Origin of the sequence: Marinobacterium iners (assembly GCF_017310015.1) — a bacterium.
Lineage (GTDB): Bacteria > Pseudomonadota > Gammaproteobacteria > Pseudomonadales > Balneatricaceae > Marinobacterium > Marinobacterium iners.
This window is the reverse complement of the sequence record NZ_CP022297.1, coordinates 587492-606900: the sequence shown is the minus strand read 5'-3', so window position 1 is coordinate 606900 and position 19409 is coordinate 587492. Positions and strand designations below refer to the sequence as shown.

The following is a 19409-nucleotide window of genomic DNA, read 5'->3' as shown; positions in this document are numbered from 1 at the left end:
AAAGCGGGTATCAGTGTACCCGCCGGGTGCGGTTGTGCATCTCGAACTCGCGAATGCGCTCGCGATAGTGTTCCTTGGTTTGAGGACGCATGACGGAGCGGTCTTCATCCAGCAGATCGCCGTCGAGGTGCTTGGCAAGCGTTTCAGCGGTCGCCAGCATGCACTCATAAGCGTTCATTGGATCATCCGGTTCACTCATGGACATGAAGAAGGACACGGCAGGTGTTTGCAGCTGCTCCAGATGCTCTGGGTCAAAGGTACCCGGTGCAACGGCGTTGGTCATACTGAATTGGACGGCAGCATCGGGCGCATCTGTTTCACTGCGATGATAAATCGACATTTCGCCCCATTCCATGCCACAGGCCGTAACGATCTTGTGCAAAGCGGGTCCCGGCAGCAGCTGACGGTTACGGCCAACGACCGTGATCACCAGAACGTGCTCGGGATCGGGTGCACTGCGCAATCCGGGCCGTGGTTTTTCAGGAGCCGACGCTTCAGACACTGCAGGTGTCGGTTCTGCTACAGCGGGGCTTTCTTCATCCAGACCCAACTCGGTACTGCTGAACAGGGATTCGTCCGGTTCGGCTGGCAGCTCAGTGGCCGTCAGCCCTTGCAATGGATCGTTCTCAATACGCTGGCGCGGAGAAGGTTCTGGCTGTTCATTCAATGAGCGCTTATAGGCCGCAAGGGTGTCATCCGGGAGATCAGCCGCATCGGGTGAGGGTACCTTGTCGAACAGGATCGGAATGGGCTGCTCAAAATCCAGCTCCATGCGGTCATTCAGGCTGGTACTGATCTGACTCTCTTCGTGCGCGGTATCGGTATTGAAGTCAAGTGAACCGCCCTGCAGTTCACCCTGTTCGACGGCGCGCAGCAGCTCAGGATCATCGTCAATCGTCTGTTGTACCGGCGCTGGTGTTGAATCGTTTTCTGCTGTTGATTTCTTTCTGTTCCGAACCGGACGAGCACGGCCCGTCTCGGTATCGGCAGGAATATCATCAAACAGCGGGTCCATCTCGCTAAGCTCTGCCTGTACCGCCGTGGCATTCGATGGCTGCTTCGCGGGTTTGGAAGTGATCGATTCATTGAATACCGGCTCACGCCGCACTGGCTGTGGCGGTGTTGTTGCGGCTCGTTCAGGCTTTGCTGCGGCTGGCTTTTGTGTCGGGGTTTCTCGTACGGATTCCTGACTGCGCCGCCGTGCACCACCGTTAGGTAGTTCAGGGTTGTGCTGCGACGGTTCTGCCTCACCCAACTCCGAAAGAGTACGGTCAATTTCCAGACGCAAACGGTTGCGGTTGGCACTCACACGGCGCCAGCCGTCAATCAGAATCAGTACCACGATCAGTATACCGCCGATGATGAGCCATTCGCGCAGACTGATATCCATACCCTTGCCTTTTACCTGTTCGATGTTCGCCGGAAGGTTACTGTACCACCTGGTCGATGATCAGTGTAACTGCCTCGTCACCCTGACGAGTAGAAACCTGCAACGGACGGCTTTCGAAATCACCACTGCTGGCCTGCGGTTGCCCGGAAAGGCTGATCCGGGCCCCCACTTCAACCTGATCATGCAGTGACAGGCGTGCCTGTGGCATCATCGCCATACTGTCATCCAGAATCACCTCCACTGGTAAGTCCGATACTGTATAGCGTGCCGCTGCGAGCGGCATGCGACCACCTATCGGTCGTGCATAGATGAACACGACCTGATCAGGCTGCGCCCGCTCCGCAAGTTCGGCTGACAGTGATACCTGCAGTTTTACCTCAGCCAGCGCAGCCTGTTCTATTTCTATATCCGGGACCGGCTCCCCTCTCGCTTCCAGCTCAGCTCTTGCTCGCTCAATCCCGCTGCGCAGTGACTCAGCGGCCTGTCCTTCGGCACCGGCCAGTGCCTTGTTCCAGTGCTCTATGGCTGCATTGAAGTCCTGTTTTTCAAAGGCATCAATACCGAGCAACCCCAGCGCCGCAATTTCGGTCGGATCAATACTCAGCGTTGCATCAATCTGAGTGCGCACCTCATCCGTCATCTGTGTTTCACCGGCAAAGTAGAGTGCCTGTGCCAACTGCCCCATTACGCTGGCGTATTGCGGGGCATCCTGTGGCAGCACCTGAAGCAGTTCGCGGAACGCCTCTGCACCACCGGCATAGTTGCCCATGCTCATATAGGTATTGGCCAACAGGTACCAGCCTTGCGCGTTATCCGGATTTGCCGCCAGCTCACGCTCCAGCCCGGCAATAGCCTGCTCAAGACTCATCTGTTCACCTTGAGAGCCTTGGCTGACCGGCGCATTGAGTGCAAGGGCCAGGTCATCTGCACGCCCCAGATGGTTGTAAAGCCCCAATGCCGCAGCCGGGATCATCAACGCCAGCAAGGTGACGGTGACCAGCTGAGCCTGGCCAACACGAACCAGCGGCGCGCTCTGCATCGGCACATCCTCTGCATCGATCAACAGGTTACGCTCCAACTCAAGCTTAAGAGTCGCGAACTCCTCCGCTGCCAACGTTCCTTGTTCGCGCTCGGACTCCAGTTCGGCCAGTCGCTCACGGAAAATATCGATGTTTTGTTGCTGACGTTGAGTTGCCTCGGACTTTGCCAGCTGCTGATGACGCACCAGCGGCCAGAAAACACAGGCCAGGGCAACCAGTGTCAGGACAGCTATGCCGATCCACAATGTACTCATTTATCAGAATCCCGTTGCAGTAACTTCTTCAGACGCTCAGCCTCTTCCGGGTCAAGCCCCGGCTCCGGCGCATACTCGTCCGTTCGTCCGTCCGCTTGCCTGGTTCGACTCGTTTCCTCTCCAGAGGTGGATCCAACGTGCTGGCGGCGATTGCGGCTGATCATCACAACCGCCAACACACCGATCCCCAACAGGACAAAAGGTCCGTACCACAGCAACCATGTCACTTCATTGACCCTTGGGCGGTACAGCACAAACTCACCGTAACGGGTCACCATGAAATCGATGATGCTTTCATTAGGCTCCCCCTGTTCCAGCATGCGGTACACTTCACGTCGCAAGTCCGCCGCCAGCGGAGCATCAGAATCCGCAATATTCTGGTTCTGGCACTTGGGACAACGCAGCTCGCCGGTCAGCTCATGAAACCGCTTTTCGTACTGTTCGTCGCTGAACTCGTAAGCATCAATTGTTGCCTGAGACAGACCAGGCAGCAGGATCAGCAAAGTCAGCAAAAATACCCTCATTGTGTGCTCTCCTGCTCTACACTGGCCATTACCTGTTGCAGGGTCTGCCATACGTCGGCATCAACAGCTCCCACATGGCGGTAACGAATACGTCCAGCCGCATCCAGCACATAGGTTTCAGGTGCACCGTAGACCCCCAGGTCCAGGCCCAGTGAGCCATTCTGATCCAGCACCACAGCCCTGTATGGATCCTTGTAGCGGCGCAGCCATTCACGGGCCTTCGCAGGATCATCCTTGTAGTTGACGCCGTATATGGTCACACCCTGCTCCAGTGCAAGCATATTCAGGAAATCATGTTCCTCCTTGCAGGTCGGACACCAGGTCGCCCAGACATTGAGCAGGGCGACTTCACCGGTCAGGTCCGCTTCCGTCAGAGTCCGCTCGGGGTCCGTGACCGACGGCAGACTGAACTGCGGTACAGGACGCTTGTTTTTTGCCAGCTCGGAAGGCAGCTCACGGGGGTCAAGATACAGCCCGACCCAAAGAAACACGCCAAGCAGGATGAAAACCAGCAGTGGAACAAAAACCAGAATCTTGCGGTTATTCATCTCAAATCCTCATGCTTCAGCCAGCGCCGCTGCCGGGCGCAGACGCTTACGGTAGCGCGGATCGGAAGCGGCCAACAGGCCACCCGCCGTCATCAACAGCCCGCCAAGCCAAAGCCAGCGTACATAGGGCTTGTACTGCATGCGCACAGCCCAGGCGCCATTTTCGAGCGGCTCGCCCAAGGCCACATACAGGTCACGGGTAAACCCGGGATCAATCGCGGCTTCGGTCATTACATTGCCACGCGCGGTATAGAGTCGTTTCTCAGGCTTCATGAATCCATAGGGTTCGCCCTTGTGCAGCACCCTGATCTGCCCCTGGTCGGAGGTAAAATTAGGGCCTTCCACGTGCTTACTTCCTTCAAACACAAAGGTGTAATCACGGAAACTCAGGGTATCACCCGGCTGCATTCGAAGATCGCGCTGCTCGGTGTACACCGACACCAGAGAAACCCCCACCACCGTAACGGCCACTCCCACATGCGCCAGCACCATGCCGTAGTAGCTGCGAGTCTGCTTCGACAAGCCCTTCAGCTTCTCGCGGCGGTGACGCAGGCGGTTGTACAGATCACGCAAGCCGGCCAGCACTACCCACCAGGACAGCACCAGCCCCAGCACTACCCAGGGCTTCAACTCACCGGCATAGAGCCAGGCACTGCCCGCTCCCAGCACCAGCGCCAACACACCCGGCAGCCAGAGCTGCTGCACCATCATTGACATGGATGTCTGCTTCCAGCGGCTGACGGCGCCGACCCCCATCGCCAGCATCAGGATCGCCATCAAGGGGTTGAACAAAGCATTGAAATAGGGGGGCCCAACAGACAGTTTGCCCAACCCCAGTGCATCAACGATCAACGGGTAGATTGTACCCAGCAGTACCATTGCACAGACAACAACCAGCAGTACGTTATTGACCAGCAGCATGCTTTCACGGGACATCAGGCCAAAGCTTGATTCACTCTTCATCTGACCGGCACGCAGTGCATACAACAAGAGCGAGCCGCCAATGACAATCGCCAGCATAATCAGAATGAACAGTCCACGCTCAGGGTCGGAAGCAAAAGCATGTACCGATGTCAGTACACCGGAGCGTACAAGGAAGGTACCCAGCAGACTCAACGAGAAGGTGAAGATCGCAAGCAGTACGGTCCAGCTTTTGAATACACCGCGTTTTTCGGTCACGGCCAGGCTGTGCATCAGTGCGGTACCCACCAGCCACGGCATGAGGGATGCGTTTTCAACCGGATCCCAGAACCACCAGCCTCCCCAGCCTAGCTCGTAGTAGGCCCACCAGCTGCCCAGAGCGATACCAAGGGTCAGAAAAGCCCAGGCAACGGACGTCCAGGGACGTGACCAGCGCGCCCATGCCGCATCAAGCCGCCCACTGAGCAGGGCCGCAATGGCAAAAGCGAAGGAAACCGCAAAGCCCACATAACCCATATACAGCATGGGCGGATGGACGATAAGGCCAAAATCCTGCAGCAGAGGATTAAGGTCTGCACCTTCCTGCGGAAAACCAGGCAGATAGCGTTCAAACGGGCTGGAAGTAAACAGGATAAACAGATAAAAACCGACCGATATCAACCCCATTACCGCCAGCACGCGGGCAATGATGTCCGGTGGAAGGTCGCGGCTTTTTATCGCTACGGCTACGGTCCAGCCCGAAAGAATCAGCGCCCACAGCAGCAGGGAGCCTTCATGGCCACCCCAGACGGCGCTAAGACGATAATACCAGGGCAGCGCCGTATTGGAGTTGTTAGCTACATAGACAACGGAGAAGTCATTATCCAGAAAGGCCCAGCCCAGACACAAAAAGCTGAACAGCGTGAACAGAAACATACCCTTGCTCAGAGGGCGGGCAAATCCCATCCAGAGAGCATTACCGCGGGTCGCGCCGACCATCGGCACCACGGTCAACAATACTGACAGGCACAGTGCAAGAATCAGTGCATATTCACCCAGTTCGGGAAAGATCATTTATTGAACTCCTGTCCCTCAGGCATCGGCATTTTACCAGCCTTCGCCAGCGCTTCGGCCACTTCGGGGGGCATGTAGTTTTCATCATGCTTGGCCAGAACTTCAGCCGCATTCAGGACACCACGCTCATTCAGCGTGCCCTGAGCCACAATTCCCTGCCCTTCACGGAACAGGTCCGGCAGGATGCCAACATATTCAACCGTCACGGTCTTGTCATAGTCGGTAATGTCAAATTGCACGAACAGTGAATCGGGATCACGTTTGACGCTGCCATCCACCACCATCCCACCGGCACGAATACGTGTATTTTGAGGTGCTTCACCTGAGACGATCTGGGTGGGTGAGTAGAACAGATTGATGTTCTGGTTCAGTGCAAAAAGCGTCAGCCCTACGGACACGCTTACACCTACCAGAATGAACATCACAATTATCAGACGCTGTTTGCGTTTTGGGGTCATGCGGTTTCCTCCCGGCGCAGGCGGCGTTTTTGTTCCGCCAACAGACGGTTACGACTCAACTTCGGCAGGATCAGGTTGGCTACAATCACGCCTGCCCCCAAACCGTAGCTGAGCCAAACATAGAGACCATGTCCACCCATGGCCAGAAACTCGGAGACACTGTTGAAACTCACCTGAACCTCACTGCTTATTCAGTAGTTCGCGAACCCAACTGGCACGACGTTCGCGCCAGATTATTTCGTTACGCAGCCGCTGCATCAGGCTGACTGCAAAAAAACAGTAAAAGCCAATCACCATGACCAGCAGCGGCAGCCACATATCCGGCGGCATGGCCGGTTTTTCTGTCAGTTTGAACGTGGCTGGCTGATGCAGCGTATTCCACCACTCCACCGAATACTTGATAATCGGGATATTGACCACCCCGACCAGCGCCAGCACGGCCGATGCCTGAGCAGCAGTTGACTCGTTTTCGATCGCAGAGTTCAGTGCCATTATGCCCAAGTAGAGAAACAGCAGAATCAGCATGGAGGTCAGGCGTGCATCCCAGACCCACCATGAGCCCCAGGTGGGCTTACCCCAGATTGCGCCGGTGGCCAACGCCAGTACTGCCATAGAGGCGCCGATCGGTGCGGCCGACTTGAGTACCATATCGGCCATCTTCATTTTCCAGATCAGACCAATGGCTCCGGCTACCGCCATCAACATATAGGCCGACTGCGCCAGAATGGCCGATGGGACATGCAGATAGATGATGCGGAAACTGTTGCCCTGCTGATAGTCTGCCGGGGCAAACAACAGCGACCAGACAGTCCCCCCTGCCAGCAGTATCAGGGTTGCCAGCAGAAACCAGGGCAATAGACGTCCGGTGATCTGATAACACCACCGAGGTGAAGCAAGCTGGAAGAACCAGCGCGGCAACCATTTTTTGTCAGCCATAGTCTCTCTTCTTGTTAACTACTGATTGAGATCCGCAATGCGGCCGCAATAGCCAGTGGCGCAAGCGCCAGCGCAAGCGCCAGCAGCGCGCCCAAAAGCGCGAGGTATCCTCCCAGCGGCAACCCCGTTACGGCAGCCTGCACAGCACTGGAACCAAAGATCAGTACCGGGATATACAGCGGCAAGACCAGCAGTGAGATCAATACACCGCCCTTTTTCAGCCCTACCGTCAAAGCAGCACCGATAGCCCCCACCAAGCTGAGCGTGGGTGTTCCCAAAAGCAGGCTCAACATCAGCCCTGGCATCCCTTCAGCAGGCAAAAACAGCATCACGGCCAGCAGGGGCGCCATCACGGTCAGTGCCAACCCGGTCATGCACCAGTGGGCACTGACTTTCGCCAGCACCACCACAAACAGCGGCTGTGGGCTAAGCAGCAGCTGTTCCAGCGAGCCGTCCTCATAGTCCGAGCGAAACAGGGCATCCATCGACAGCAGGGTTGCCAGCAGGGCAGCCACCCATACAACCCCGGGTGCTAGCTGAGCCAGAAAGCCGGATTCAGGACTCACCCCCAGCGGGAACAGCGTCGCCACCATGAGAAAAAAGATCAGCGGGTTCGCCAGGTCACTTTTTCGTCTGAACGAGAGTAGAAACTCGCGCCGCATGGTGGCCATAAACAACGCCGGCGCTGACACTTTCTGCATGTTATCGGGGTTAGTCCCTGTGCTCATGCTGAAGTTCCCGCCAGCTGATCAAGATTGATTTTACGTACCGGCCCCTCGATGCCCAGCTCGTGATGCGTCGTCAAAATCACGCTACCACCTCGGCGGGCATGCTCAAGCAACAGTTTTTCCTTGGCTGCCACCCCTTGCTTGTCGATCGCAGTAAAGGGTTCGTCCAGAATCCAAAGTGGTGCACGACTGAGATACAATCTGGCCAGACTGACGCGTCTATTTTGCCCGGCCGAAAGCGAATGACAGGGAACATCTTCGTAACCGCGCAGCCCCACCCGCTCCAGAGCCGCCTGAATATCGGCTGCGGCAATACTGGGCTGCAGGGCAGCATACCAGCGCAGGTTTTCTTCAGGCGTCAGTACCGCCTTGACCCCTGCCTGGTGACCAAAATAGAGCATCTCACGACAAAACTGCTCACGCACATCCTGAACCGGCTCACCCCGCCAGAGAATCTCGCCTTCATAATTGCGTGACAGACCACAGAGAATACGCAGCAGCGTAGTCTTGCCGCTGCCATTCTGACCTTCGATCTGAACAATTTCGCCAGCAGACAGCGCAAAATCAAGATGACTGAACAGTACCCGATCATCGCGTTCACAGTACAACTGACTTACTTTGAGCAGGGGTTCAGACAAGCCTCTATCCTTCAAAAATCGCCGAGCTGGCCGATAGCACATTAAGGCGCCATTATATACAGATAGAGACTTGATCGTCAGGTTCCAGATGCAATATCAGGGAGTCATGCGGTGTTAACACCCACCACCAGTTCTACCACACCTGCAGCCGGTACCAGCAAGGGCGGCAGTGCTGACAGTCTTCTGCCCGCGGCTGGGCGTGAACTGGCAGCGACTGTTCGTAGCGTAGCGGCCAGCGGGGGTAACGCGGCTGTTTTCCGTATTCAGGTGGAGATCAACAGCCGCCTGCTGGAATTGACTACCCAGGCTCCTTTGACACAGGGAGATCGCATCGTACTGCAGCGGGGTAATACGGGCGAGTTGCAGATTCGTTTGCCCGCACCAGCGCAGCCAAACGTTCAAGGCAACACCACCCCGGCCGCGCAAAGCAGCATGACGCTGCAGTTGACCTCATCCGATGGTGCTCGCCTGCAACAGCTGTTACCCCTGAACGTGCCTCGAAATGCGCAGGTAACCGGGTCTGAGCCCGTTATCCCACGCCAGCCTGCCGCTGCAACCAGCCCTCAACCAGGAGCAGGAACAACGCCAGCCGAAACTTCTGCCAAACCGGCTGCCGCCTATCTCCAACCACCCGGTGGCAATACCTCACAAGGGGCAACTCAAGGCAATGCAGCCACCACAAGCGGGAACAACAGTTCGCTGCAAGGTCGGACACAACCGACCGGCAATGCACCAACACCTGCACGCAGCGAAAGCCCTGCTGCGCAGGCAACCATCATCGGTTCACGTCAGCCTGACAGCGTAGCCAAAACTCAACCTCAACCCGGAACAGGAACAACGCCAGCCGAAACTTCTGCCAAACCGGCTGCCGCCTATCCCCAACCACCCGGTGGCAATACCTCACAAGGGGCAACTCAAGGCAATGCAGCCACCACAAGCGGGAACAACAGTTCGCTGCAAGGTCGGACACAACCGACCGGCAATGCACCAACACCTGCACGCAGCGAAAGCCCTGCTGCGCAGGCAACCAGCGGTTCACGTCAGTCTGCCGGCGTAGCCAACCCTCAACCTCAACTCGGAACAGGAACAGCCCCAGCCGAAACGGCTACCAAACCGACCGCAGACTCTCCCCAGCCGCCACCCGGCGGCAATGTCTCACAAAGGGCCAATGCAGCCGCCACAAGCGGGAACAACAGTCCGCTGCGGGGCCAGACTCAACCGACCGGGAATGCACCAACCCCTGCCCGCAGCGAAAGCCCCGCTGCGCAGGCAACCATCATCGGTTCACGTCAGCCTGACAGCGTAGCCAAAACTCAACCTCAACCCGGAACAGGAACAGCGCCAGCCGAAACGGCTGCCAAACCGACCGCAGCCTATTCCCAGCCACCCGGTGGCAATGCCTCACAAGGGGCAACTCAAGGCAATGCACCCGCCACAAGCGGGAACAACAGTCCGCTGCAGGGTCAGACGCAGCCGACCAGCAATGCGCAAACTCCTGCCCGCAGCGAAAGCCCTGCTGCACAGGCAACCAGCGGTTCACGTCAGCCTGACAGCGTAGCCAACACTCAACCTCAACCCGGAACAGGAACAGCGCCAGCCGAAACGGCTGCCAAACCGACCGCAGCCTATCCCCAGCCCACCGGTGGCAATACCTCACAAGGGGCAACTCAAGGCAATGCACCCGCCACAAGCGGGAACAACAGTCCGCTGCAGGGTCAGACGCAGCCGACCAGCAATGCGCCAACTCCTGCCCGCAGCGAAAGCCCTGCTGCACAGGCTATCAGCGGTTCACGTCAGCCTGCCGGCGTAGCCGACCCTCAACTTCAACTCGGAACAGGAGCAGCGCCAGCCGAAACGGCTGCCAGACCGACCACAGACTCTATCCAGCCGTCACCCGGCGGCAATGTCTCACAAGGAGCTACTCGAGGCAATGCACCCGCCACAAGCATGAACAACAGTCCGCTGCAGGGTCAGACGCAGCCGACCGGGAATGCACCAACCCCTGCACGCAGCGAAAGCCCTGCTGCGCAGGCAACCAGCGGTTCACGTCAACCTGCCAGTGCAGTGACAGGCCAGCCCCCTTCTTCGGCAACACCGTCATCACAGGCCACACAGATGTCCCCCTCGGGGACAATAAGCTCACAGGTGCAGGTATACTCGGCTCAGCTACAGTCATCCGCGGTCAATCAGGTCAGTACCGCCACCTCAGCAACCACGCCGACGAACCAGCCCCCTGCAGCACAGGCGCAAACGGCAGGTTCTGAGGCTCGCCCGGTGGCGCCTGCACCCACCACACAGGCCACTTCACCCGACACCGCAGCCAAAACTCAGACTGCACCAGCCGACAGTACCGCGCGCGCTTCGACATCTGCTTCCCCGGCTGTCCAGACAGCTCAAACAACTACTCAGCCCAGCGTCAGCCATACGGGACAGGCTCTACTGCAAACGCTTGGCAAACAGGTCCCGGTACAAGCCGACAACCATATGATCCGGCTTAATCTCAACAACCAGACACTCAACCTGATCAGCCCAAAACCCCTGCTCAGCGGGCAGCAGGTGGTCCTGACTCGAGTGAGTGAACAGCAGGTCAACCTGCAACCAGTCCCTATACCCACAACCCCGTCCCAGGAAGCCACGGCACAACAGCAGATGCAACTGGCACTACGCGAAGCATTGCCTCGCCAGATCCCGTTTGGAGATGCCCTGAACCAATTGGTTCAGCTGAGTCAAAGCCCGGCCGGTCGCAGTCAGGGGGCCATTGGCCAGCTGGTGCAGTCGATGTTAAGCATGTTCTCGGTCAGCCCAGGCAGTGCCGATGCCGAACAGGCAATTCAGCGCAACCTGCAGCAGGGTGGCCTGTTGACCGAATCCAGACTGGCTCAAGGGGGGGGTACTGAGCGCGGCGCAACGCCGGACCTGAAGCAGCAACTAGGCCAACTGCTGAAAGCAGCGGAACAACTGCCACCGGATGCACGCCAGCAAATGACACGTCTGGTGGAAGCCCTTCAGGCTCGCAGCACAACCCAGCAGGTCAGCAGTTTGCAAGGGTGGAAGGACCAGCCAGACGGTACTCAGGAGCGTGTCTACCGCCTTGACCTGCCGATCCGTCAGGCAGATCAACACGATAACGCTGAGCTGACCATAACCGAGCAGCGCAGGCGCAGCAGTAACGGTGAAGTCGAGACCCTTTGGGGTGTGGCTCTGCATTTCGATCTTGAACAACACGGCAGTGTCGATGCTCGTTTAAGCCTGAGTGAGGAGTGGCGCCTGCAGGTACAACTCTGGGCCGAGCAGGCTTCCACCCTGCGCCAGATTGAGCGCCGTCTCGACGATTTCAGCGATGGTTTGCATCGCAAGGGTTTTTTGGTTGAAACGCTACAGGCGCGCCAAGGGCGCCAAAGCCAACCTGAGCTGACTGACGTTCAGCGCCGACTGGTGGATGTACATACATGAGCGAGCATAACCCGAAACGCAGTGCCGTAGCCCTGCGCTATGACCAGGCAAAAGGGACCGCACCGAAGATAGTGGCCAAGGGCAGAGGCCTGATCGCCGAGCAGATACTGGCACTAGCTCAGGAGCATGACATCCATATCCATGAAAGCCCTGAGCTGATCGAGGTATTGATTCGTCTGGAATTGGGTGAGGAAATACCTGAGGCACTGTATCGTGCCATCGCGGAAGTGATTGCCTTCGCCTACGGGCTCAAGCAGTCAGGCAGCAACATCTAGTGACGTTGATGTTGTTCCGGCAACATTTGAGTCGTGTGAAGCTCGCGGTGAAGCAACGCCATAAGCTCTGCTTCGGGACGACCGATACCGCAGTTGCGCACCAGATCATCCACCGACGCCCCCATTTCCATAAGCTTGGCGGCCTGATTGTAGGCCAGCACGCCCGGATCACGGTTCTCCAGCTCCTGCTGTTTCTCAACCGTTATGTTGAGCGTACGCTCTATCGCCAGCAGGCGTTTGCCCATGCCGATCGAGCCGTTGGTCATGGCGCGAATTTCATTCCGCAGTACATTGATCAGCGCCTGCTGCTGCCGCTCCTGCCGCTTGATGCGCACCAGTACATAGACGCAGATCACCGCTGACAGAACAGCTGTCAGTGTCAGCACAAGCAACAGTATCGACGTATATTCGGCCACACCCGGTCCCAGCCCATTAGCAATGTTCACGCACAGCCGGTGAGTCTACCCCATCTGTCTAAACGGTTCACGGCCTTCAGACACTGCAGGCTTCAAACTCGAGCAACAGTTGATCGATGTCCAGTATGGCACAACGCTCAGGCATGTAGGTACCCAGCAGCCATGAGCGGTGACTTTTGTCCTGATGCCAGTTGATCTGACGGGTATCGACACGTATCGACTTGACCAACTCATCACAGGCAATGGCCCAACGGCGGCCTTTCAGGATAATCACCTCGGCATACTTGGAGTATTCCGGTTTGTAGCGCTCCGGTATCAGCCAGCGTGCAGTGTCCACGACCTGCGTCCAGGCCGGTTCTTCACCGAAACGGCCAAGGACCCATTCCGGCCCATCAAGCCTCAGTGAAAGCGACTCCAGCTGCAGAGCCCCTTCCACATAGTCGAACGGTACCGCCAGCTTCAGGCCGTGCATATCGAGCAGTATGCAATTCATCTCCTCACCTGAAGCCACCTTCGGTATAACGGGTTCAGGTGCGAGACCGGGCTCGGGTTCCGGTTCGGGTTCCGGTTCCGGTTCCGGTTCGGGTTCCGGTTCCGGTTCGGGTTCGGGTTCGGGTTCGGGTTCGGGTTCGGGTTCGGGTTCGGGTTCGGGTTCGGGTTCGGGTTCGGGTTCGAGCAATGATGGCTCGCTTTCCTGTATAACGGAATCAGCAGGCGTGATCTCTACCGTCGGTTGCACGACCTCAACCACTTCATCTTCCGTTGCTATAACAGACTCATCTACAACAGACTCATCCTCTGCTGGCTGTTCGTCTTCAGCTATCGGCGGATTAACGGCATCGGGCTCAACTGCAGTCGCTGCACCCGTTTCCATTTTATCTTCTGCAACAGCCTTCTCTTCGTCAGCCTGAGGGTCCTGCAAAAGTGCCTCGAGGTACTCAAATACAACTTTTTTCTGGTCTGCCATCAGTTCACCCCTGTTTACGCCGTTCAAGCAGGCTGCGCAGGAGGCGCGCATACGCGTGCACGCCACGGCTACCTGCATCGAGTGACGACGGCACCAGCCCCTTCAGGCTGGCATTTCTGAATTTGGTATCAACCGGTACAACTGCATTGGAAATATGATCAGGGTAGCGGTGGTGCAGCTCGCGAAGACTACTGACGGACGCCTGCGTGCGACGGTCATAGAAAGTGGGCACAATGGTATAGGCAAGCTTGTTCTTGCGCGCACGATTGATCATTTCAATGGTTCTGACCATTCGTTCCAGCCCCTTAAGGGCCAGAAACTCGGTCTGGACAGGCACCAACAGGTGATTGCAGGCAGCCAACGCATTGACCATCAACACTCCCAACACCGGCGGGCTGTCCATAATCACAAAATCATACTCGGCTTTCAGGTGTCGCAGTGCTTTCGCCACCTGCAGTCCCATGCCCTCCTGGGCGACAGCCTTTCGCTCCAGCGTGGCCAGGGCGGTAGAGGCGGGTATGAGCTTGATGCTTTCATGGGATGTGTCGAGAATCAGTCCATGCACCCGTTCGGAATCCACCTGAATCTGCTCAAACAGGTCGTAAACGCTGTGTTCGAGCTCATCCGGGTCATAGCGGAAATAGCTGGTCATGGAGCCATGGGGATCCAGGTCCACCAGCAGCACCCGATATCCGACCTCTGCCAGCAGACCTGCCAGGGTGATAGCGGTTGTCGTCTTGCCCACCCCGCCTTTCTGATTTGAGACTGCCCATACCTGCATCGTTATTGTTCCTGTTGTTGCTCCGGTCGTGCCTGCCGAAACAGAATACCGGACTCAGTATCGACCTGTTCCAGTGCAGGCGGCTCGCCTGTCACTTCGTTCTCGTCAGCGGTCAACAGTGCACGCACCGCATCTTCACTGACTCGCTGACTGCCAAAGGCCTGTACGAGGCGGCGGACACGCTCATCCCGTGCGATCACAATTACCAGACGCCGATTGCGCTGCCGCCCCTCTTCGGTTCGGTTACTGTAGGCAGGCTGGTACTCACCGTAACCCACCGCTGCCATTCGTTCGGGGTTAACGCCCTGTAACTGCAGCATGCGGACCACCGCAGCTGCCCGGGCCGCAGACAGCTCCCAATTGGACGGAAAGCGGTCAGTACTGATCGGCCGATTATCGGTGAAGCCTTCCACATGCACGGGATTATCCCTGCCTGCAGCAAGTGCAGCAACCTGCTGTAACAGCGGCTCTGCCTCGATCACCGGCAGTGCGTCGCCACTTTCAAACAGCAAACTGGCATTCAGCTCAATGGCGATCCACAAGGCGTTGCCAGTGACTTGTACACTGCCGTCTTCAATCCAGTCACGGAACTGCTCCTCAGCTTGGCGCTGCAACTGCTCCAGTGCCTGCGTTTGCTCCGCATCCGGTGCTTGTACGGTTACCGGCGGAACCTGCATTTGCTGTCCACGCCCAGGCAACAGCCCCTCTCCGCCATCCGGCGATACGACCTGGCTACCACCTTCGGCCCGAAACACCTCGGAAAGGGACTGCGCCAATTGTCGATACTTTTCTTCATGCACGCTGGACAAACCATACATCACCACAAAAAATGCAAACAGCAGGGTGACAAAGTCCGCCCAGGAAATCATCCAGCGATCTGTTCGCAGGTCAGCTTCAGGCCGGCGACGTCTTGGCATCTGACCGCTCCAGGTAACCCTGCAGGCGTAGCTGCACGCTCTTTGGCCCCTGTCCTTCCGCAATGAACAAGAGCCCTTCGAGCATCATCTCCTGATACAGGCTACGACTGTCAATGATCTGGCGCATTTTACCGGCCAGTGGCAGCAGTAGCAGGTTGGCCAGTGCAATACCATAGATGGTTGCCACGAAAGCGGTAGCTATGCCGGCACCCAGCAGAGCAGGATCTTCAAGATTCACCATCACCTGAATCAACCCCAGCACGGCACCGATGATACCGAGGGTCGGGGCATACCCACCCATGCTTTCGATAACACGAGCGGCCTGGTAGTCTCGCTGCTCACGAGCCACCAGCTCTACCTCCAGAGTGGCGCGGATCAACTCAACCGACTTGCCGTCAGCCAGCAACTGCAAACCGTTTCGTATCAGCGGATCGTCAACGCCCGTCAGCTCGTTCTCAAGCGCCAACAAACCTTTGCGACGGGCCGTGATACACCAATGCACCAGCTGACTGATCCCGTCGGCATGATGTGGCTGAGGGTCGCTCAGTGCCAGCCGCACCAAATGCAGGGTGCGCAGCAACAGGTTTTTGGGTGTTTGTACCAGCGCGGCACCGCAGGTCCCGCCCAGCACGATGAGAGCAGCAGGCAGGTTAAGCAGCGCCTGCAGTTGGCCACCTTCAAGGTAGTTGGCCCCCAGGATGGCGACCGTACTGAGCAACAGGCCCAGCAGCACCCACATCAGCGCGAACCTCGCCCTGCCAGTAACGGGCCAATATCATCCAGATCAAGTATTGCATCTGCCAGTCCTGCATTGATGACGGCCTGAGGCATTCCATAGATGGTGCAGCTTTCACGGTTCTGTGCCCACTGGGTCGAGCCGGCCTGCTTCAGCAGACGCGAGCCATCGCAGCCATCCGCCCCCATCCCCGTCAGCGTGATACCCAGCACCTTCGCCCCATAGGTTTTGGCTGCCGAGGCATAGGTAACATCGGCGCTGGGCTTGTAGGTCAAACGCTCGTCACCCGGCAGAATGCGTACCCGGTCGGTTTGCTTGGAATCAATGATCATTTGCAGCCCACCCGGAGCAAGCAATGCACGTCCGGGCTGAAGCCGATCACCGTCTTCCGCTTCCTTGACACTGATATGACACTGCTGGTTCAGTCGTTCGGCAAATACCTGGGTAAAGGTCTTTGGCATATGTTGAACCAAAAGAATGGGGTAGGGAAAGTTCGCGGGCAGTGCCGTCAGCACCTTTTGCAGGGCAGCAGGACCACCGGTGGAAGCAGCAATAACTACCAGTTTGCAGTCCGGAAAACGTACCCGTGCTGCCGGTGTCGTGGCCGGGCCAGATACCTCCCGCGCAGTAGCAGGGGCAGCCGCGGGCGCTGACACTGGACGCTCACGACGCGTACTCAGACCACCAGACACTGACGAACGGGCTGGTTCCGCCATCGTTGTACGGGCAGGTGTTGCAGTGCGCCGAGATGGAGGCTCCGGATCATCCGGACGGAACACCATGGTGGTGCCCGGTTTGGCTTTGCCTGGAAAATCGCGCTCGAAAACAGAGCTGCGCTGAAAACGACGACTCCGCCCCAGTGCGACAAGCCGGTCAATCAGCTGGCTGCGCACATTGCTGCCCTTGTCCATCCAGGCACGAATATCCTTGGGCAGATAATCGGCAGCACCTGCTTCGAGTGCCTGCAGGGTCACACGCGCACCTTCATGGGTAAGCGAAGACAACATCAACACGTTGGTAGGTGCTTCTCGCATGATGATACGGACCGCTTCGATCCCGTTCATCTGCGGCATCTCCACATCCATGGTGACCACATCAGGACGCAGCTGCTTTACCTTTTCGACAGCTTCGCGTCCATTTACCGCCGTACCGACAACTTCCATTCGAGGATCATCGCTCAGCATCTCTTCGATGCGATGGCGAAAGAAACCCGAGTCATCGACAATCAACACTTTTACCGGCATAGCGCTCCCTCAGTCACACCTGCCGAATCAGGTCGATGCGTAGTGTTTCAGCAGATTCGGTATATCAATGATCAGTGCGATGCGCCCGTCGCCCGTGATGGTGGCACCCGAAAGGCCCGGCGTTCCATGCAAAATGCTGCCCAACGGTTTGATCACGACTTCTTCCTGACCTACCAGCTGGTCGACAACAAAGCCCACTCTGGAGGTACCAACACTGACGATGACCACATGCCCCTGGTCCGGCAGTCGTGCATTTTCATGCCCTGTAATGAGCCAACGTTTGAGGTGGAACAACGGCAGCGCCTGGTCTCGAACAATAATCACCTGCTGCCCATCGACAATATTCGTTTTGGTCAAATCCAGGTTGAATATCTCGTTCACGTTCACCAACGGCAGTGCAAAGGCCTGGCCTTCAAGCACTACCATCAGCGTCGGCATGATCGCCAATGTCAGCGGTACCTGAATCGCAATCCGGGTCCCTTGCCCCATCACCGAGTCGATACTGAGAGTACCGTTAAGCTGGGTAATCTTGGTCTTGACCACATCCATGCCAACACCGCGGCCGGATACATCAGACACCTCGGTCTTGGTAGAAAAGCCAGCCTGGAAAATCAGATTGAAACATTCCTGATCGGTTAGGCGGCGAGCGGCTTCCACATCCATCATGCCGCGCTTGACCGCCAGGTTACGCAACACTTCCGGATCCATGCCGGCACCGTCATCCTGGATAATCAGCAGGATGTGATCACCCTCCTGCTCAGCCGACAGCAGCACGTTACCTTCACGCGGCTTGCCCGATGCAGAACGTTTTTCAGGCGACTCGATACCATGATCAACGGCGTTGCGCACCAAGTGAATCAGCGGATCAGCCAGCGCTTCGACCAGGTTTTTGTCGAGATCGGTTTCTTCACCGCGAAGCTCAAGCCGCACCTCTTTTTTGAGATTGCGCGACAGATCACGAATGAGACGGGGAAAACGGCCAAATACCTTTTTCACCGGCTGCATGCGGGTCTTCATAACCGAGGTTTGCAGATCGGCGGTGACCATATCCAGTGTGCCGAGCGCCTTGCCCATCTCTTCATCTTCACGAGCACCGCCCAGACGCACCAGACGGTTACGCACCAACACCAGCTCACCGACCATGTTCATGATCTTGTCGAGCAAACGGGTATCGACACGGACATTACTCTCGGCAGCCGGTTTGTTGCCAGCAGCCGGTTTGCCTTTCACTTCTTTGGCGTCATCTGCAACAGTAGCGACTGGCTCGGCAGAGGGGGGAGGCGGTGGCTCAGCCGAGGCCGGCGCAGGCGCAGGCGCAACGGATGCAGCGACCGGTTTGGCCTGCTCTGCATCCGGCATATGAGCAAAGGCACCCTGGCCACTGGACTGAAGTTCATCCAGCAGCGCTTCAAATTCATCGTCGGTGATCAATTCACCATCGCTGTTGGTTGCCGGTGTAGCCGCGGCCGCTTCAATTTTCGGCGCTTTACCGGGGCCATGCAGCTCGTCCAGCAACGCCTCGAATTCGTCTTCAGTGATAAGCTCATCGCCACCCGACTCAGATTCACTTTGCTGGTGGCTGCCCGCCAGATCACCCAGCAGCATCTCGAATTCATCGTTCGGTGTATTTGGGTTAACAGGGGCTGATGCTTGGGGGACAGGCGCTGCCGGTTTTGGAGTGCTGGCAGCTGCCGGTGCCGGTGCCGGTGCCGGTGCAGACGGTGCTGTTTCACCACGCCCTTCAGCAAAGTCCTGCAAACGCTGCAGCAATGCAGGCGATGCATGCTGGGGTTCTTCACCACCGCGTACCGCTTCAAACATGGCATTGACGGCATCAAGTGCCTGCAACACCACATCCATCAGTTCGGAGCTGATACTCAGTTCACCGTTGCGCAGCAGGTCAAACAGGTTTTCCGCCTTGTGACAGCATTCAACCATCGCTTCCAGCTGCAGAAAGCCGGCACCACCCTTGACGGTATGGAAACCGCGAAAGATTGCGTTCAGCAGATCCTTGTCATCGGGGCGCTGCTCAAGATCGACAAGCTGCTCAGACAGCTGCTCAAGTATCTCGCCGGCTTCGACGAGAAAGTCTTCCAGTATTTCCTGATCAACATCCAAACTCATAGGGAG

Annotated in this window: 19 protein-coding genes; 2 read left to right on the top strand and 17 right to left on the bottom strand. The window is 57.4% G+C overall.

All coding sequences use genetic code 11. The features are described 5' to 3' along the window. Positions 1 to 10: 10 nt before the first annotated feature. The 10 genes from zipA to ccmA all read right to left on the bottom strand — a co-directional run bounded on the left by zipA (position 11) and on the right by ccmA (position 8490). Positions 11 to 1390 carry a cell division protein ZipA gene (zipA, locus tag CFI10_RS02940; RefSeq protein ID WP_091822351.1) on the bottom strand — a complete coding sequence of 460 codons (1380 nt, stop codon included), beginning with the start codon at positions 1388 to 1390 and terminating at the stop codon, positions 11 to 13. Between the two features lie 37 nt (positions 1391 to 1427). Continuing rightward, positions 1428 to 2684, bottom strand: a complete 1257-nt coding sequence (ccmI, locus tag CFI10_RS02935; protein WP_091822354.1) for a c-type cytochrome biogenesis protein CcmI — start codon at positions 2682 to 2684, stop codon at positions 1428 to 1430. Continuing rightward, positions 2681 to 3208, bottom strand: coding sequence for a cytochrome c-type biogenesis protein (locus tag CFI10_RS02930; protein WP_206839146.1), 528 nt, complete (start codon positions 3206 to 3208; stop codon positions 2681 to 2683). The genes ccmI and CFI10_RS02930 overlap by 4 nt, the downstream gene beginning before the upstream one ends. Continuing rightward, positions 3205 to 3756 (bottom strand): DsbE family thiol:disulfide interchange protein, encoded by a 552-nt coding sequence (locus CFI10_RS02925; RefSeq protein ID WP_206839144.1) that lies wholly within the window; start codon positions 3754 to 3756, stop codon positions 3205 to 3207. The genes CFI10_RS02930 and CFI10_RS02925 overlap by 4 nt, the downstream gene beginning before the upstream one ends. 9 nt (positions 3757 to 3765) lie before the next feature. Then, entirely contained in the window at positions 3766 to 5727 is a 1962-nt protein-coding gene (locus tag CFI10_RS02920) for a heme lyase CcmF/NrfE family subunit (RefSeq protein WP_206841869.1), read from the bottom strand. Next, positions 5727 to 6188 (bottom strand): cytochrome c maturation protein CcmE, encoded by a 462-nt coding sequence (gene ccmE, locus CFI10_RS02915; RefSeq protein ID WP_206839143.1) that lies wholly within the window; start codon positions 6186 to 6188, stop codon positions 5727 to 5729. Before ccmE ends, CFI10_RS02920 begins: the two co-directional genes overlap by 1 nt. Then, positions 6185 to 6361 carry a heme exporter protein CcmD gene (gene ccmD / locus CFI10_RS02910; protein WP_091822364.1) on the bottom strand — a complete coding sequence of 59 codons (177 nt, stop codon included), beginning with the start codon at positions 6359 to 6361 and terminating at the stop codon, positions 6185 to 6187. The genes ccmE and ccmD overlap by 4 nt, the downstream gene beginning before the upstream one ends. Positions 6362 to 6368: 7 nt before the next feature. After that, positions 6369 to 7124: a heme ABC transporter permease gene (locus CFI10_RS02905; RefSeq protein ID WP_091822367.1), complete on the bottom strand. Its 756-nt coding sequence runs from the start codon at positions 7122 to 7124 to the stop codon at positions 6369 to 6371. A gap of 14 nt (positions 7125 to 7138) precedes the next feature. Then, on the bottom strand, positions 7139 to 7786 hold the full coding sequence (ccmB, locus tag CFI10_RS02900; RefSeq protein WP_425270440.1) for a heme exporter protein CcmB: 648 nt from the start codon (positions 7784 to 7786) through the stop codon (positions 7139 to 7141). Between the two features lie 62 nt (positions 7787 to 7848). After that, positions 7849 to 8490, bottom strand: coding sequence for a cytochrome c biogenesis heme-transporting ATPase CcmA (ccmA, locus tag CFI10_RS02895; protein WP_206839142.1), 642 nt, complete (start codon positions 8488 to 8490; stop codon positions 7849 to 7851). Between the two features lie 111 nt (positions 8491 to 8601). Here ccmA and fliK point away from each other — a divergent pair, with 111 nt between their 5' ends. Beyond that, positions 8602 to 11943 (top strand): flagellar hook-length control protein FliK, encoded by a 3342-nt coding sequence (fliK, locus tag CFI10_RS02890; RefSeq protein WP_206839141.1) that lies wholly within the window; start codon positions 8602 to 8604, stop codon positions 11941 to 11943. Beyond that, complete coding sequence (locus tag CFI10_RS02885) at positions 11940 to 12218, top strand: EscU/YscU/HrcU family type III secretion system export apparatus switch protein (RefSeq protein WP_206839139.1); 279 nt, start codon at positions 11940 to 11942, stop codon at positions 12216 to 12218. The genes fliK and CFI10_RS02885 overlap by 4 nt, the downstream gene beginning before the upstream one ends. On the opposite strand, the gene CFI10_RS02880 is transcribed toward CFI10_RS02885, so the two are convergent. Genes CFI10_RS02880 through CFI10_RS02850 form a run of 7 tightly spaced genes read right to left on the bottom strand, consistent with a single transcriptional unit; the run spans position 12215 to position 19403 of the window. Next, positions 12215 to 12664 (bottom strand): DUF2802 domain-containing protein, encoded by a 450-nt coding sequence (locus CFI10_RS02880; RefSeq protein ID WP_242530086.1) that lies wholly within the window; start codon positions 12662 to 12664, stop codon positions 12215 to 12217. The two genes, CFI10_RS02885 and CFI10_RS02880, sit on opposite strands and share 4 nt — an antisense overlap. Before the next feature lie 46 nt (positions 12665 to 12710). Then, the gene (locus CFI10_RS02875) at positions 12711 to 13601 is read right to left on the bottom strand and encodes a chemotaxis protein CheW (RefSeq protein WP_206839136.1); all 891 of its coding nucleotides are present in this window, start codon (positions 13599 to 13601) and stop codon (positions 12711 to 12713) included. Between the two features lie 4 nt (positions 13602 to 13605). Beyond that, the gene (locus CFI10_RS02870; RefSeq protein WP_091822382.1) at positions 13606 to 14382 is read right to left on the bottom strand and encodes a ParA family protein; all 777 of its coding nucleotides are present in this window, start codon (positions 14380 to 14382) and stop codon (positions 13606 to 13608) included. A gap of 2 nt (positions 14383 to 14384) precedes the next feature. Beyond that, positions 14385 to 15299 (bottom strand): flagellar motor protein MotD, encoded by a 915-nt coding sequence (motD, locus tag CFI10_RS02865; RefSeq protein WP_206839135.1) that lies wholly within the window; start codon positions 15297 to 15299, stop codon positions 14385 to 14387. After that, positions 15277 to 16038 (bottom strand): flagellar motor protein, encoded by a 762-nt coding sequence (locus CFI10_RS02860; protein WP_206839133.1) that lies wholly within the window; start codon positions 16036 to 16038, stop codon positions 15277 to 15279. Before CFI10_RS02860 ends, motD begins: the two co-directional genes overlap by 23 nt. Beyond that, positions 16038 to 17279, bottom strand: a complete 1242-nt coding sequence (locus tag CFI10_RS02855; RefSeq protein ID WP_206839131.1) for a protein-glutamate methylesterase/protein-glutamine glutaminase — start codon at positions 17277 to 17279, stop codon at positions 16038 to 16040. Before CFI10_RS02855 ends, CFI10_RS02860 begins: the two co-directional genes overlap by 1 nt. A gap of 27 nt (positions 17280 to 17306) precedes the next feature. Continuing rightward, a complete protein-coding gene (locus CFI10_RS02850) occupies positions 17307 to 19403 on the bottom strand; it encodes a chemotaxis protein CheA (RefSeq protein WP_206839128.1) in 2097 nt (698 codons plus the stop codon). Positions 19404 to 19409: the final 6 nt, after the last annotated feature.